This is a genomic window from Paenarthrobacter sp. NPDC089988 (genome assembly GCF_044748465.1).
Taxonomy (GTDB): Bacteria; Actinomycetota; Actinomycetes; order Actinomycetales; family Micrococcaceae; genus Arthrobacter.
In genome coordinates, this window is sequence record NZ_JBIVGD010000023.1 from 13,633 (window position 1) to 29,482 (window position 15,850).

The 15,850-nt window shown below is 64.9% G+C and carries 14 protein-coding genes; 12 read left to right on the forward strand and 2 right to left on the reverse strand.

Translation table 11 applies throughout. From position 1 onward, the window contains the following. The first annotated feature begins 165 nt into the window (after positions 1 to 165). Entirely contained in the window at positions 166 to 1,818 is a 1,653-nt protein-coding gene (gene aceB / locus ACIPV6_RS20690; RefSeq protein WP_400272697.1) for a malate synthase A, read from the forward strand. Positions 1,819 to 2,035: 217 nt separating this feature from the next. Here the strand turns inward: aceB and ACIPV6_RS20695 are convergent, their stop codons facing one another. Beyond that, positions 2,036 to 3,229, reverse strand: coding sequence for a CynX/NimT family MFS transporter (locus ACIPV6_RS20695; protein ID WP_400272698.1), 1,194 nt, complete (start codon positions 3,227 to 3,229; stop codon positions 2,036 to 2,038). Positions 3,230 to 3,329: 100 nt separating this feature from the next. Beyond that, a complete protein-coding gene (locus ACIPV6_RS20700; protein ID WP_400272741.1) occupies positions 3,330 to 4,550 on the reverse strand; it encodes an ROK family transcriptional regulator in 1,221 nt (406 codons plus the stop codon). A 189-nt stretch (positions 4,551 to 4,739) separates the two neighbouring features. Here ACIPV6_RS20700 and ACIPV6_RS20705 point away from each other — a divergent pair, with 189 nt between their 5' ends. The 11 genes from ACIPV6_RS20705 to ACIPV6_RS20755 all read left to right on the forward strand — a co-directional run bounded on the left by ACIPV6_RS20705 (position 4,740) and on the right by ACIPV6_RS20755 (position 15,850). Further along, positions 4,740 to 5,831 (forward strand): Gfo/Idh/MocA family protein, encoded by a 1,092-nt coding sequence (locus ACIPV6_RS20705; protein WP_400272699.1) that lies wholly within the window; start codon positions 4,740 to 4,742, stop codon positions 5,829 to 5,831. Next, positions 5,828 to 6,622: a hypothetical protein gene (locus ACIPV6_RS20710; protein ID WP_400272700.1), complete on the forward strand. Its 795-nt coding sequence runs from the start codon at positions 5,828 to 5,830 to the stop codon at positions 6,620 to 6,622. Before ACIPV6_RS20705 ends, ACIPV6_RS20710 begins: the two co-directional genes overlap by 4 nt. Positions 6,623 to 6,734: 112 nt before the next feature. After that, positions 6,735 to 8,054 (forward strand): ABC transporter substrate-binding protein, encoded by a 1,320-nt coding sequence (locus tag ACIPV6_RS20715; RefSeq protein ID WP_400272701.1) that lies wholly within the window; start codon positions 6,735 to 6,737, stop codon positions 8,052 to 8,054. 11 nt (positions 8,055 to 8,065) lie between these two features. Then, positions 8,066 to 9,034: a carbohydrate ABC transporter permease gene (locus ACIPV6_RS20720; RefSeq protein WP_400272702.1), complete on the forward strand. Its 969-nt coding sequence runs from the start codon at positions 8,066 to 8,068 to the stop codon at positions 9,032 to 9,034. After that, positions 9,034 to 9,927, forward strand: coding sequence for a carbohydrate ABC transporter permease (locus ACIPV6_RS20725; RefSeq protein WP_400272703.1), 894 nt, complete (start codon positions 9,034 to 9,036; stop codon positions 9,925 to 9,927). Before ACIPV6_RS20720 ends, ACIPV6_RS20725 begins: the two co-directional genes overlap by 1 nt. Before the next feature lie 67 nt (positions 9,928 to 9,994). After that, positions 9,995 to 10,741: a sugar phosphate isomerase/epimerase family protein gene (locus ACIPV6_RS20730; RefSeq protein WP_400272704.1), complete on the forward strand. Its 747-nt coding sequence runs from the start codon at positions 9,995 to 9,997 to the stop codon at positions 10,739 to 10,741. Then, a complete protein-coding gene (locus ACIPV6_RS20735) occupies positions 10,738 to 11,859 on the forward strand; it encodes a Gfo/Idh/MocA family protein (protein WP_400272705.1) in 1,122 nt (373 codons plus the stop codon). The genes ACIPV6_RS20730 and ACIPV6_RS20735 overlap by 4 nt, the downstream gene beginning before the upstream one ends. 33 nt (positions 11,860 to 11,892) lie before the next feature. Next, entirely contained in the window at positions 11,893 to 13,071 is a 1,179-nt protein-coding gene (locus ACIPV6_RS20740; RefSeq protein ID WP_400272706.1) for a Gfo/Idh/MocA family protein, read from the forward strand. Between the two features lies 1 nt (position 13,072). Continuing rightward, entirely contained in the window at positions 13,073 to 14,071 is a 999-nt protein-coding gene (locus ACIPV6_RS20745; protein WP_400272707.1) for a sugar phosphate isomerase/epimerase family protein, read from the forward strand. Between the two features lie 4 nt (positions 14,072 to 14,075). Then, a complete protein-coding gene (locus tag ACIPV6_RS20750; protein WP_400272708.1) occupies positions 14,076 to 14,957 on the forward strand; it encodes a DUF1080 domain-containing protein in 882 nt (293 codons plus the stop codon). Further along, entirely contained in the window at positions 14,954 to 15,850 is an 897-nt protein-coding gene (locus tag ACIPV6_RS20755) for a TolB family protein (RefSeq protein WP_400272709.1), read from the forward strand. Before ACIPV6_RS20750 ends, ACIPV6_RS20755 begins: the two co-directional genes overlap by 4 nt.

Genomic DNA, 15,850 nt, shown 5'->3' on the forward strand with positions numbered 1-15,850 from the left:
TAATGCTCTGCCTGCTATCCCCCACGTCCCGGTTTCGACCTCGCTGAGCGAGGACGGACCGGGACGCAGGGCCCCTTTTACGCAGGCTGCCGCATCACCGCACCTCCGGCCTCGTGCGCACCTCACGGAAGTGCCGCCGTCGAACATTTTCTTAGGAGTCTTGAAATGAACAGCTTCACCGACAACTTCACTATTAACGGCATCACGTTGACCGCGCAGCCCATTTCGCGGCAGAACGAGGTCCTCACTCCCGACGCCCTTGAGTTCGTTGGGAAGCTGCACCGGGCGGTCGCCGACCGGCGGCAGGAGCTAATGCAGGCACGGCACGCACGGCGCAACGCGATTTCCTCCGGCCAGGACCCGCGCTTCCTGCCGCAGACCGAGGGCATCCGTAACGACCCTAGCTGGCGGGTGGCTCCCCCGGCCCCGGGCTTGGAGGACCGTCGCGTGGAGATCACGGGTCCGGTGGACAAGAAGATGACCATCAACGCGCTGAACTCGGGGGCGAAGGTGTGGCTGGCGGACATGGAGGATTCCTCGACGCCGACGTGGCGCAACGTCATCCAGGGCCAGCTGAACCTGACGGATGCCTTGGAGCGTCGGATCGACTTCACATCCCCCGAGGGCAAGGAGTACAAGCTCAAGGCCGCCGAGGACCTGCCCACCATCGTGGTCCGGCCCCGTGGCTGGCACCTGCCGGAGAAGCACCTGCTCATCGATGGCAAGCCAATCGCCGGTGGAATCGTGGACTTCGGGCTCTACTTTTTCCACAACGCCCGGCGCCTGTTGGCCCAGGGCAAGGGCCCGTACTTCTACCTGCCCAAGATCGAGAACCACCTGGAAGCACGCCTCTGGAACGACATCTTCATCCTGGCCCAGGACCTGCTCGGCATCCCGCAGGGCACCATCCGCGCCACAGTGCTGATCGAGACCATCACGGCCGCCTTCGAGATGGAAGAGATCCTCTACGAACTGCGTGACCATGCGGCGGGCCTGAACGCCGGCCGATGGGACTACATCTTCTCCCTGATCAAGAACTTCCGCATCCGTGGACCGCGCTTCGTGCTCCCGGACCGCGGCCAGGTGACCATGACCCAGCCGTTCATGCGCGCCTACACCGAGCAACTCGTGCGGGCTTGCCACCGCCGCGGGGCCATGGCCATTGGGGGCATGGCTGCAGCTGTCCCGAACCGCAAGGACGAGGCAGCCAACGCAGCCTCCTTCGAGAAGGTCCGCGCCGACAAGACCCGCGAAGCCAACGACGGTTTCGACGGCTCCTGGGTGGCCCACCCGGACCTGGTGCCCGTGGCCCGCGAAGTCTTCGATTCAGTGCTCGGTGACAAGCCCAACCAACTGGACCGCAGCCGAGAGGATGTTACTCCGGACGACCGTGCCCTGATCGATATTTCCACCACCGAGGGAACCATCACCGAGGCGGGCATCCGGATCAACATCGAGGTAGGCATCCGCTACATCGAGTCCTGGCTGCGCGGCAACGGGGCCGTGGCCATCCACAACCTCATGGAAGACGCCGCCACCGCCGAGATCTCCCGCTCCCAGCTGTGGCAGTGGATCCACGCCCACGCCATCACCGAACACGGCGACATCATCACCCGGGAATGGGTCCAGGACATGCTGGACGAGGAATTCGCCCGACTGGAACGCTTCGACGGAGACCGCTTCGCAGACGCCCGCAGCATCTTCGAAGAAGTCGCCCTCACCGAGGAATTCCCCACCTTCCTGACCATCCCGGCCTACGCCCGCTTCCTCACCGAAGCCAAGGAAGAAGCCACGGAAGAAGAATTGGTCGCCGCCTAGCGAACGGCCATACCGAAGCCCCGACGCTGGGCTGCCTGCACTCTTCGCAACAAGTGACCCCGATGGTCGGGGAGGCAGCCCAGCACCGGGGCTTCTCCGCACCCAAGTAGGTCGCAGTTCGCGTCGTTCCCAGCGCTGGGAACGACCTGAACTGCGACCCAGTTGGGTACGCACGACGGCGGGGCTCACCTTGCGGGCGGCTCACCTTGCGGGCGGCTCAGGATTGGCGGGACACCCAGCGCACGGACAACGTGGTGCAGATGCAGAACGTCAGCACCGAGCCCAGGATCACCAGCAAGGGAACAGTCCAGCCTCCGGACACGCTGTGCACGTAGCCAACGATCGTCGGAGCCAGCGCGGCGAAGCAGTAGCCCACGCCCTGCACGACGGCGGACATCTTTCCCGCCGCTGCCTGGGAATGGGCGAACTTGATGACGGCGATGAAGATGACCGTGATGCCGCCGCCCTGGGCAATCCCGCCCAGCGAGGACCACAGCCACCACAGGCCGGGGGCGAACAACAGGCCAACGGGAACGGTCAGCCACAGCACGCTCAAGGTGACCGCCACCGTCGTCGTACTTGAAAAGCGCGCCAGGAGCGGCACGCCCAGGCCGCCGACAATCGCGAAAATCTGGAACAGCGACGACCCGGCACCCGCTTCGGCGGTGCCCATGGCGAGCTCGTCGGACAGGAAGCTCGGCAGCCAGGCGGTGACGCCGTAATAGGAGAACGCCTGGCCCGCGAAGCCCAGCGTGAGCCCGGCAACGAGCCAGCCGACACCCCGCGTCGGACCGGAGGCACCCGCGGAAACCGCGGGCACGGGGACTGGAACCAGGGCCCGCCGCACACCCACCGTCGGCAGCCAGAAGACGATCGCTGCCAACGCCAGCAACGCACTCGCTGCGAGGGAGAGCCTCCAACCCACCAGATCAGCCAACGGCGCCGTGACAACAGACGTCAGGAACGAGCCGATATTCAACGCGGCCGTGTACACGCCCATCGCGGTGGCTTGCCGGCGCGGAGCGAAATCGCGGCGAATGATCAGGGGAACCGCGATGTTGCCGATGGTGATGGCCACGCCGATGAGGACCGTACCCACCATGACAGGCACGCCGCCACCGCTGGAACGGATCACCACGCCCGCCAGGACGCCAAGCAACGTGAGCATGATGGCGAATTCTGCCCCGAACCGCCGTCCTGCCATGGAAGCCAGCGGCGAAGCCAGGGAGAAACAGAGCACCGGAATGCCGGTCAGCAGGCCGAGTTCAACCGGGGAGAACCCCAGATCCTGCCGCAGCGAATCCACTACCGGGGCAACCGCGACGAAAGGCCCACGCATGTTAAGGGCAATAAGGCCTATGCACGCGAGGATCAGCCAACCGCGCGGGATTTTGGCAAGGAACTGGCTCACGGGGCGGGCCAGAGGAGGACGGGCCGGAAAATGGCGGGAAGCGTTTTCATCACTTTCATTGCTATCACGCCTGCAGCCACCAAGGCGCCGGAAGTCGTTCCTACCCGGTGGCTTGGAGCGTGGCTTCGATCACGGCGGGCGACAGCACGTGCTGGGTGACCATCTGGCTTGCGCCGAGGATGGCCGCCCGGTCGCCGGCCATGGAGATGCCGATGCGTAGGTGCGTGGTGGCCAACGGCAGCGAGCGGCGGTAGACCACCTCGCGGATACCCGCAACCAGGTGTTCCCCGGCCTCCCCCACGCTGCCGCCAATGACGATCATGGACGGGTTGAGCAGGTTGACCACGGTGGCCAAGACATCACCGACGTCCCTGCCGGCCTGGCGGAGCGCCTGGATCGCCTGCAGGTTTCCTTCCGCCACGAGTCGCAGCACATCAGCGCCGGAGACGGCTTCCAGCCCTTGGGCCGCCAATTGACGTGCGACGGCGGGACCTGAGGCAAGAGCTTCGAGGCACCCGTGGTTGCCGCACCGGCAGAGGACATCGTCGCCCCGGGGCACGCGGACGTGCCCCAGGTCGCCGGCCGTACCGTTGGCGCCGCGCTGCAGGTCACCGCTGCTGATGATGCCCGCGCCGATGCCGGTGGCCACTTTGATGAACAGGAAGTTCTCGTGCTCGGGCCAGTAGGCGGTGCGTTCGCCGAGCGCCATGATATTCACGTCGTTGTCCACGAGCACCGGGACGGGCAGAGAGCGCTGAACGTAAGGGACGACGTCGAAGCCGTCCCAACCGGGCATGATCGGCGGCTTCACGGGGCGTCCGGTGTCGTGTTCCACGGGGCCCGGCAGGCCGATGCCCATGCCCGCGAGGTCGCCCAGCTCGCGTCCGGCTTCGCCGAGCAGCTCCTTGCCTGCGGTGATAACCCGGCCCAGGACAACCTCCGGGCCGTCGGCGACTTCCTGCTTGAGGCGCCGCTCGGCGAGGATCTTACCGCCGAGGTCCGTTACAGCGACGATCACGTGCGTGGCTCCCACATCGACGGCCAACACCACGCGCGCGGCCGGGTTGAAGGCAAAGCGCGACGGCGGCCTTCCGCCGCTGGAGCTTGCCTCACCAGCGGGGCCAACGAGTCCGGAACTGATGAGGGCATCGATGCGCGAGGCGACGGTGGAACGTGCGAGGCCGGTGGTCAGCGCAAGTTCGGCGCGGGTCCTGGCCTGGCCGTCGCGAAGCAATTGAAAGAGATCACCAGCGCGCGAAAGACTGCCGGCCTCTTGTGCAGAGGCGTCTTTGCCAGCGTCATTTCCGGAGGCTGAGGTCATGGAAATAGTGAAGCACGGATGGTTATGCGTGTCACGCACCAAAAGATTGTCGGGAATATTTCAACTTTTGCTTGACGCTCGGCAAAAGTCCTCATAGGTTGTGAGCAGCACCACATCACAACAAACGATGTCCGGTATCGCCGGCATCGATCTCCCGTTCTGATTCTGCTTACGAAGAGGTAACTGAACTTGTCCAGCCACACAGACGCCGCCCGAACCCTCGGAGTCGGCATCCTCGGCGCCGGCCCCGTCACGCAGGCAATCCACCTGCCCTCCCTCGCCCGCCTGGGCGATCTCCTCACCGTCCGCCACATCATGGACGTGGACCCCGCGGTTGCCGAATCCGTCGCCGCACGGGTGGGCGCTACCCACAGCACCAGCATTGATGCCCTCCTGGGCGACCCCCAAGTAGACGTCGTTGCAATCTGCAGCCCGCACCAATTCCACGCAGAGCAGGTCATCGCAGCATGCCGCGCCGGCAAGAAGGCGGTCCTGTGCGAGAAACCATTCGCATGGAACGCCGAAGAGGCCGCACAGATCTCGGCCGTCAGCGAAGAAACCGGCGTGCCGATCATCGTCGGCGCCATGCACACCTTCGATCCCGGTTGGCTCGCTGCTGAAGCCAACTGGGGCGACCTTCCCGAAACCACCCACACCATCCGTTCCTCGATCGTCCTCCCGCCGAATGCCCGTTTTGAGGATTTCGCGACGGAGATCATCACCCGCCCGGCTCCCGGCACACCCGACTACAAGGACGTCGAGGTCATCAAGGGCATGCTCCGGGGCGGCATCATGGGCCTGGCCATCCACGACCTCCCCCTGGTCCGCCGCTTCACCCCCGACTTCGAGGAAATCGAGGTCCTCGAAGCACGGCACGTCCGCCCGTTCGGCTACGTCATTTCCCTCCGCACGCCAACGCGCACCATCGAATTGCGGGCAGCCATGAACAACACGTGGAAGCCCGAATGGAGCTTCGAGGCCTTCTCCGACGACGAGGCTGTCCGCATCGATTTCACCCCTTCCTATGTGCAGGCCGGTTCCGCGGTGGCCACGTTCAGCCGCGGCGAAGCCACAACGGTCCACGGACCGTTCGACCACAACGGCTACGAGGGCGAGTGGCGCGAACTGGCAGCCATCGCCACCGGAACCAAGCAGGCACCGGCCGCCGTGACGTTGATCGATGACCTCACCTTCGCCCTGGACATCGCCGAAGCAACTGCCGCCCGGGTGGACGCGGACCACAACGCCAAGCAGGCCGTCCGCGAAGGAGCACACGCATGAGCAAGCACTACACGGTCCAGACGTCCCCGGAAGCACAGGAAGCGGGTGCCGTTGCCTTGGCCGTTGCGTCCTTGCCGGAATCGTATGCCCACGCCTCCACCACGGCCGATGTCCACGTCATCAACGGCCGCCCCGGCTGGACGGGCCAGGCGCTCGAAGCGATCGACGCCGGTGCCCGCGGCATCGTCGTGGTGAACCCGGCCGCTGAAAGCGTCGAACAACTCCAGCAGGCGGCGAACGCCGGCGGAACCGCGATCGTCATTGACCAGCGTTGGGCCTCGAACCCTGCGGCTGCCGGGGCCGAGGATGCCGTCCGCACCATGGCTGGACGCGCTGCCCTCCTGGACAGCGTCGCCACCGCCCCGGCGGGCAGTGACGCAGGTGCGCTGCTCGCGGACCATCTTGCCGCCGTCGTGCGTTTGACCGGTCCGCTCGAGAGATTCCGGCTCGTCAACCGGGGAGCGCACGGCTACACAGTGTCCGCGCAGCTCGCGAACGGAGCGCCCACGGCGCTGCAAGGCATCGTCTCCAGCGCACGTCCCGCAGGCGTCCACATCAACCTGTTGACCGACGACGGCGGCGCCTGCGTTGCGCTTCCAGAGCCCGTGGCTGCGTGGCCGGCCACGGTCACAGTCACCGGCCCGCAGGGCGAACTGCTCCTGCCGACGCTTTACGAATCCGCCCACCGCGCCACCTGGCGCCGGCTCAAGGAACACCTCGACGCCGGCACCGCCCCTTCCGACCTGGACCGCTTTGCGGTGCTGACGGAATCCCTGTCCGCCCTCTCCTAGTTCGCAACCCCTTTTCACAAGAAGCAGTACCAGTCATTCACAGCATTTGCCCTTCTCAACGTTGAGCTGGCCCGGCCACCAGGAAAGTGGACCGGTCCCGAAAGGAATCATCATGAATGTTCAGCCCGCAGCCAACAAAGCCTTTTCCCGCCGCGGTTTCCTCGGCCTGACGGCAGCCGCAGCGTCGGTTCCGCTGCTGGCCGCCTGCGGTGGCGGTTCCGCTTCCCAGGGTGGAGGGGCTGGAGGCGCCATCAAGTTCTGGGACATGCCATGGGGCACACCGGCCTACAACGACGCTGCCAAGAAGATCGCTGAAGGATTCTCCGGCGCCAACAGCAAGGCAAGCTACCAGATCATCCAGTGGAACAACTTCTACCAGACCTTCTCTTCTGCCATCGCGTCCAAGACCGGACCGGCCGTTTCCACCGGCGGCGGTTTCCAGGCGTTCCAGTTTGAGCAGCAGGGACAGATCGCGTACGCGGACAAGGTCATCGACAAACTGAAGTCCAACGGGCAGTTCGATGACTTCCTTCCGGGCGTACTCGATCCTTTCAAGTCGTCCAAGGGCTACGTCGCCGTCCCGTGGCAGCTGGACGTACGTCCGTTGTGGTACCGCAAATCGCTGTTCGAGAAGGCCGGTGCCGAGGTCCCCAAGGACTGGGCAGGCTTGTTGGAGGCAGGAAAGAAGCTGAAGAGCGCAGGCTCCGTCGGCTTCGCCACCGGTTCGGGCGCGGGCAACAACATCGGCAACCACTTGATGATCATGATGATGATCAACAACGGCGGCGGCGTATTCACCAAGGACGGCCAACTGGACGTGATGAACGACCGCAACGTTGAAGCTGTCGAGTTCCTCCTGGAACTGGTCTCCAACGGCATCATCGATCCCGCAGCCGTCAGCTACACCACTGATAATCTCGACGCCCAGTGGAAGAAGGACGGCAAGGCCGCATTTGGCATGTACGTGTTTGGCCTGCCCCAGCGTGTAGGTGATACTTCCGGTGACCTGGAAGTGGCAAGTCCCCTCGCGGGTCCGCATGGCGACAAGGCCGCCCTGATCTTCCCGAACAACATCATGATGTACACCAACACCCCGTCCCAGGACGCCTCGGACGAGTTCGTGGTCTACTACCTGGGCAAGCTCAAGGAACTGTGGCAGCAGAAGCTCATGAACGCCCTGCCCGTCTTCAAATCCATCACCGAGCTTCCCGAGTTCACCGCGGACGCCAACAACGTCAAGATCGTCAACGAATACGTCCCGATCGCCAAGACCTTCGCTTCCCAGGGCACAGCGCTCAGCGCAGACCTCGCAGCCCTTGACGGTGGTCAGGCCCTGAACCAGTTCACCCAAACCATCCTTACCGGCAAGACCGACGCCAAGTCTGCGCTGACCGCTTTCGAAACGGGCCTCAAGTCCGTCCTGAAGAAGTAGGCGCCGGCACCATGTCCTCCACTACAGCGCAGTCCGGCCTGGCCCGGGCCCGCAAGGGCCTTGCCCCCGGCGGGCCCGGGGGTGGGTCCCTGAACCTGAACCGGAAGAGCAAGCTTTCCGCACAGGCCTCCAGGACGTTCTTCTGGCTCCTGCTTCCTTCCGTGATCCTGCTCGTCCTGATCCACGGCTACCCGCTCTTCCAGGCAGGCGTCCAGGCCACCCACGACGGAAATTTGATCGCGACCGGCAATTTTGTCGGCATTGAGAACTTCGCCAACGTCCTGTCCTCCCCGGCCTTCTGGAAGGCCGCCCAGTTCACGCTCCTGTTCACCATTGTTGGTGTCTTCGGCTCCTGGGCCGTGGGCCTGGGCCTGGCACTGCTGCTGCGGACCAAGATCCCGGCCGGAGGAACGTTCAAGGTGCTGCTGCTCCTGCCGTGGGTGGTCCCGATCGTGGTGTCCTCCACTGCGTGGAACTGGCTGGTGGGCACGCCGGACAGCCTGATCCCGTCGATCTTCCGTGGCCTCGGCCTGGGCACCCCGCTCTTCCTGGCCGATCCCACCCTCGCCGCCGTTACGGTGATGATCTTCAAGGTCTGGGTATCCTTCCCCTTCATGATGATGATGACCTCCGCGGCCCTGGCCTCGGTGGATGACACCGTCTACGAAGCAGCCAGCATGGACGGCGCCTCGCGGTTCCAGCAGTTCACCCAGATCACGCTCCCGCTGATTGCCCGTTCCACCTACATTTCCTGGATCTTGATGACGATCTTCTGCGTCAACGACTTCCCCACCATCTACCTGCTCACTGGCGGCGGCCCTGTTGACGCCACCACGTCCCTGGTGGTCCTGGCCTACCGCACGGTCTTCCAGGACTTCGCCACCGGTCCCGGCGTCGCAATCGCCTTCCTTATGACCATCACCCTGGTAGTCGTCTCGGTCATCCTGTACCGCCAGATCCGAAAGTCGAGCGTCGAATAATGAGCGCAGTACTCCACGCCCACCCCGAGTCCGGGCCAGCCCTGGGCATCGCGGAACCCGGCAAAGCCCGCCGCGTCCTGTCCGATGCCGGCATGCGCGGACGCTGGTGGCGGTTCGCCCTGATCCTGGTCATCACCGCGATCGTCCTGGTGCCGATCATGGTCACTGTTGTCCTGGCCCTCACCCCTGGCCCGAACAGCACCGCTACCGGCCTCACCCTCGAGAACATCACCGGGGTCTTCTCCAAGACCCTCGCCGGGATCTGGCTGCAAAACAGCCTCATCACCACCCTGGCCACCGTAGTGGTCTCCGTCGCCGTCGCGGCTCCGGCCGGGTACGTGCTGTCCCGCGGACGGTCCAAAGCAGTCTCCGGCTACTCGCTCCTGCTGTTCGTCATGCAGTCCCTGCCCATCATCACCTCGGTGGTGCCGCTGTTCATCCTCTTCGCCGCCATGGGCCTGGTGGACAACCTCATGGGCCTGACCATCATCTACGTCGGCTCCACCATGACCGTGGCCACCTGGATGATGGCCGCCTACTTCGACTCCATCCCGATCAGCCTCGAAGAAGCCTCCTGGATCGACGGGTGCTCCGTGTTCGGTTCCTTCACCAAGGTGGTGCTGCGCAACTCGCTCCCGGGCATCCTGTCCACTGCGATCTTCGCCTTCCTGCTGGCCTGGAACGACTACCTGGTAGCGATCGTGTTCCTGCGCTCCAACGAGATCTTCACGCTGCCCATGGGCGTCCAGTCCTTCTTCCAGCAAAACCTCACCGACTGGTCCGGAGTCATGGCCCTGGCCGTGATCATGATGCTCCCGCCGATCATCGTTTTCGCCGCCCTGAACAAATACTTCAGCGTCGGCGGAATCGGCGGATCCCTCGCCGGTCGCTGAGGCCCTCCCACTCACCGCACCCGAAGCGTAACGTCAAGCAAAAACCCACTCCCTGTAAAGGAATCCCATGTCTTACTCACTCCAGCTGTACACCCTCCGCAATGCGATCGCCGAGGATCTGCCTGGAACCATCAAGAAGGTCGCCGAGATCGGTTTTACGCAGGTTGAGCCGTACAACTTCGTGGCCACGGCTGCGCAGCTCGGTACAGCGTTGAAGGAGAACGGGCTCACGGCCCCGTCCGGCCACGCTCCCCTGTTGTCCCAGGACCAGGACGAAATCTTCGCAGCAGCCAAGGAACTGGGCATCGCCACGGTGATCGACCCGTATCTCCCGGCCGAGCACTGGCAGAACGCCGAGGACATCCAGGCAACCGCAGCCAAGCTCAACGCAGCCGCGAAGAAAGGCGCCGAATACGGCATCCGGGTGGGTTACCACAACCACGCCTGGGAGCTCGAGTCCACCATCGAAGGCACCACCGCCCTGGAGTACTTCGAATCCCTCCTGGACCCGGAGCTCGTCCTGGAAGTAGACACCTACTGGGCAGCCGTGGGCGGCCAGGATCCCGTTGAATTGCTGGCCCGCCTGGGTGACCGGGTGAAGTTCATCCACATCAAGGACGGCCCGGCAAACACCGACATCAAGGCACAGCAGCCCGCCGGGCAGGGCACCATCCCAGTCCTGGACGTCATCGCCGCTGCCAAGTCCCTCGAGGTAGGCGTCGTGGAATTCGATGACTACTCCGGAGACATCTTCCAGGGCATCACCGAATCCCTGAACTACCTCAACAAGGCAAAGGAAGGTGCCAAGGCATGAGCTTCGCACCGTCCACCCGCAAGGGCCCTGTTGGTGTCGCCGTCATCGGCGCAGGCAACATCTCCAAGCAGTACCTGGATAACCTCACCACCTTCCCGGACCTGAAAGTCCACGTGATCGCGGACCTGTTCGTTGAGGCAGCCGAGGCGCGGGCCAAGGAATACGGGATTCCCGAGTTCGGTGCCCCCGAGCTGGCGCTGAACCATCCCGACGTCGAAATCATCGTGAACCTGACCATCCCGGCCGCGCACGTCGAGGTGGCCACGGCCGCAGTGAACGCGGGCAAGCATGTGTGGACCGAGAAGCCCTTCTCCCTGGACCGCGAATCCGGGCTCGGCTTGCTCAAGGCCGCCGACGCCGCGGGCATCCGCCTGGGCACAGCACCGGACACGTTCCTGGGCGCCGGGCTGCAGACCGCCCGGCGGATCATCGAACGCGGGGACATCGGCACCCCGTTGACGGGCATGACCACGTTCCAGACCCCCGGCCCGGAATCCTGGCACCCGAACCCGGCGTTCCTGTTCGCCCAGGGCGCTGGCCCGCTGTTCGACATGGGCCCGTACTACCTCACAGCGCTGATCCAGACCTTCGGTTCGGTCCGCAAGGTGGCCGCCGTCGGATCCGCCGCGAAGAAGACCCGCATCGTCGGTTCCGGTCCCAAGGCAGGCGAGGAATTCGCCGTCGAGGTCCCCACGCACGTCTCCGCGATGGCGCAGTTCGAAGGCGGCCAATCCAGCCACAGCGTGTTTTCCTTCGAGTCCCCGCGCCTGCGGATGGGCTTCGTGGAAATCACCGGCTCCGACGCGACCCTGTCGCTGCCGGACCCGAACTATTTCGACGGCGACCTCAAGCTTTGGCGTCCCGGCGCGGAAGAACCGGAGATCATCCCCGCCACCGGTCCGGCCCAAGGCCGCGGCCTCGGCGTGCTGGATATGGCCCGGGCCCTGCGTTCCGGCTCAGCGCACCGCGCCACCGGCGACCTCGCCTACCACGTGCTGGACACCATGGTTTCGATCGCGGAGTCCGTCGAGTCCGGATCGTTCGTGGACGTCACCAGCAACGCCCCCGTTTCGGCCGCCGTCCCTGAAGACTGGGCCCCCGAAACAGCAACGCTCTAGCAGCTCGCCAAGCGAGAGAAAGAGAACAAGAACATGACCACCCCCGCCCACTCGTCCCTGCCTTCGGACCGTCCACTCGGTGTGGCCGCCATCGGCTACGCCTTCATGGGGAAGGCCCACTCGAATGCGTGGCGGAATGTGGCCAGTTTCTTCGACGTCCCGGCCTTCGAGCAGAAAGTGCTCGTGGGCCGGGACGCCGAATCCGTCGCGGAAGCCGCAGCGAAGTACGGCTGGGCCGAATCCGCCACCGATTGGCGCGACGTGATCCACCGGGACGACATCCACATCATCGATATCTGCGCCCCGGGCTGGATGCACGCCGAAATCGCCATCGCCGCCCTCGAAGCCGGCAAACACGTCCTGGTCGAAAAACCCCTCGCCAACACCCTGGCCGAAGCCGAACTCATGACCGCCGCCGCAGCCAAGGCCCGCGCCCGCGGCGTGCAGTCCATGATCGGCTTCAACTACCGCCGCGTCCCCGCACTCGCCCTCGCCCGCGAACTCATCGCCGAAGGCCGCCTCGGCACCATCCGGCACATCCGCGCCGCCTACCTCCAGGACTGGCTCTCCGACGCCGAGTCCCCCATGACCTGGCGCCTCCGCAAAGAAACCGCCGGCTCCGGAGCCCTGGGCGACATTGCCTCCCACGCCATCGACCAGATCCTCTACCTCCTCGGCGACGCCGTCACCGAAGTCACCGGCCGCCTGCACACCTTCGTGGACCAGCGCCCCGGACCTGACGGCCCCGAGGATGTCACTGTCGACGACGCCGCTTGGGCCACGCTCACCCTCACCTCCGGGGCCATCGCCTCAGTGGAAGTCTCGCGCGTAGCCACCGGACAAAAGAACTCCCTGAAACTCGAAATCTATGGCGACAAGGGCACCATCCTGTTCGACCTCGAAGCCCTCAACGAGCTCGGCTTCCTTGACGCCACCCTTCCGGTCCGGGAGCAGGGCTTCCGGCGGATCCTGGTCAACGAACCCGAACACCCCTACCTTGAAGCGTGGTGGCCGCAAGGACACATCATCGGCTGGGAACACACCTTCACCCACCAAGTCCGCGACTTCCTGACCGCTATCGCAGCCGGTGAGGCGCCCTCGCCGTCGTTCGAGGACGGGCTCCAAATCCAGCGCGTCCTGGCCGCCGTCGAAGAGTCCGCCGCCGCCAAAAGCTCACTGATCCAGCTGTCCAATACCACCGAAGGAGCCTGACATGCCCCGCCCGTACACCCTGTTCACCGGCCAGTGGGCCGACCTCCCCCTCGAGGAAGTCGCGCGTCTTGCCTCAGGCTGGGGCTACGACGGCCTGGAAATCGCCGTCTCCGGAGACCACCTGGACGCCTGGCGCTGGGACGAACCCGGCTACGTCGAATCCAAACTCGAACTCCTGGACAAGTACAACCTCAAAGTCTGGGCCATCTCCAACCACCTCAAAGGCCAAGCCGTCTGCGATGACCCCATCGACTTCCGCCACGAAGCAATCGTCGGCTCCAAAGTCTGGGGCGACGGGAACCCCGAAGGCGTCCGGCAACGCGCCGCCGAAGAAATGAAACACACCGCCCGCCTCGCCCGCGCCCTAGGGGTGGACACCGTGGTCGGGTTCACCGGCTCCTCCATCTGGCAATACGTGGCCATGTTCCCGCCCGTCCCCGAAAAAGTCATCGATGCCGGCTACCAGGACTTCGCCGACCGCTGGAACCCCATCCTGGACGTCTTCGACGAACAAGGCGTGAAGTTCGCCCACGAAGTCCACCCCTCCGAGATCGCCTACGACTACTGGACCACCGTCCGGACCCTCGAAGCGATCGAGCACCGGGAAGCGTTCGGCCTGAACTGGGACCCCTCCCACATGATGTGGCAAGGCATCGACCCCGTCTCCTTCATCTGGGACTTCAAAGACCGGATCTACCACGTGGACTGCAAAGACACCAAGGTGCGTCAGACTGGCCGGAACACCGTGATGGGCTCGCACCTTGCGTGGGGCGACCCCCGCCGCGGTTGGGACTTCGTCTCCGCCGGCCGCGGTGACGTGCCCTGGGAAGCGTCCTTCCGCGCCCTCACCGCCATCGGCTACAACGGACCCATCAGCGTGGAGTGGGAAGACGCAGGCATGGACCGCCTCCACGGCGCCCCCGAAGCCCTCGCCGCCCTCAAGAAGTTCGACTTCCCGGCCTCGCAGACCTCCTTCGACGCCGCCTTCAGCCAGGACTAGGCGCGTGGCGGAAACGGTAAAGAACGACGACGGCGACGGTTTCGTCCCGCTGTTCGATGGCAAATCCTTGTCCGGTTGGTACTCCGTACCCCGCGTGTACGGCACGGAGTATCCCGGCGGTCCCTTGCTCCTGGAGCGTTTCGAAGCCTTGGGACTCACTCCGCCGGTGGAGCCGGAGAAGCACCCTGCCCATTGGTTCGTCGAGGATGGCGTGCTGATCGGCGAACAGGACTCCCCCGGCAGCGGTTATGGTGGCTACCTCGTCAGCGAGCAGGCCTTCGGCGACTTCGAGCTCGTCCTGGAAATGCGCCCGGACTGGCCGGCGGACACCGGGGTGATGCTTCGCCGCCGCCCGGATTCCTGGGAGGGTTTCCAGGTGTTGGTGGACCACCGGCCCTCCGGCGGGATCGGTGGGTTCTTCGGCAACGGGTTGGCGAGTTTCTCGGCGGTTCCCTTCGCCGTGGACGTTGCCGTGGATAAGGACGGCCGCCCCACTGGACTCATCGCCGATGACCCGGCCACCTCGGTGGAGCCCGTCACCGAAGAGAAGCGTGCCCGCCTAAGCTACGCGGCCGACGTCGAGGATTTCCTCAACGCCTGGCGCTGGGATGACTGGAACGAGCTGCGCATCCGTTGCATGGGAGCGCTCCCTGTCATCACTACGTGGGTCAACGGCGTGAAGATCGCCGAATTGGACACGGCCACGCTCGATTCGCCGAACTACAACCCGGCGGACGTCCTCGAAGCCCTCGGTTCGCGGGGGCATATCGCCCTGGAGGTGCACGACAACGACTCGATGTTCGGTGAAGCCCGCTGGGGCAAGGGCGCGCAATGCCGGTGGCGGAACATCCGGATCAAGGAACTCGACCAGGAAGCCGCGCTGTGAACCGCACCCTCCAACCCGGCCAGCGGAGCGAAGTCTGGATCGCCTCGGTCACCGGCGAAGCCGAACTCCTCTACAGCACGGACGAGATCCTCCTCGAAGCCCCGAATTGGGCCGCGGATCAGTCGCCGGACGGCTCCGCGCTCATCCTCAACGGGGACGGCAAACTGTGGCGTCTGGACTTCGATTCAGCCAAACCAACCCACATCCCCCTCACCGGCATCCCGGACCTGAACAACGATCACGTCCTGGATCCGGACGGGAAGAACATCTTCCTCTCCGCCAACGACGGCCACATCTACCGCGCACCGCTGGTCGGCGGCCACGCCACCCGGATCACGGAGAACGACGGCTCGTGGCACTTCCTCCACGGCGTCAGCCCGGACGGTGCGGAGCTCGCGTACGTGGGGATCGCTGATGGCGACTTCACGCAGCCAGGCCGCCTCATGACCATAAAGTCCGACGGCGGTACTGCCGCCAGCGTCGATGTCGGACCCGGCCACTGCGACGGCCCGGAATACTCCCCCGACGGGAAATGGCTTTACCTCAACACGGAATCCTTCAGCACGGTCAAAGGCCATGCCCAGCTGGCCCGGATCCGGGTGGACGGAACCGGGTTCGAGCAACTCCTGGCGTCCGACACCGTCGACTGGTTCCCGCACCTTTCCCCCGATGGGCAGTACGCCTCCTACATCCGGTTCCCCAGCGGGACCGAAGGCCATCCCGCGGACTTGCCGGTCGCCGTCGTGCTCGTCCCAACAGGTGACTGGCAAACTCCGCTGCACACCTGGCCGCTGTTTGGTGGCCAAGGTACGCTCAACGTCAACAGCTGGTCGCCGGACTCCGGGCGCTTCGCGTTCGTCGCGTACCCCCTCACTGACTCAGTAAAGGACTAA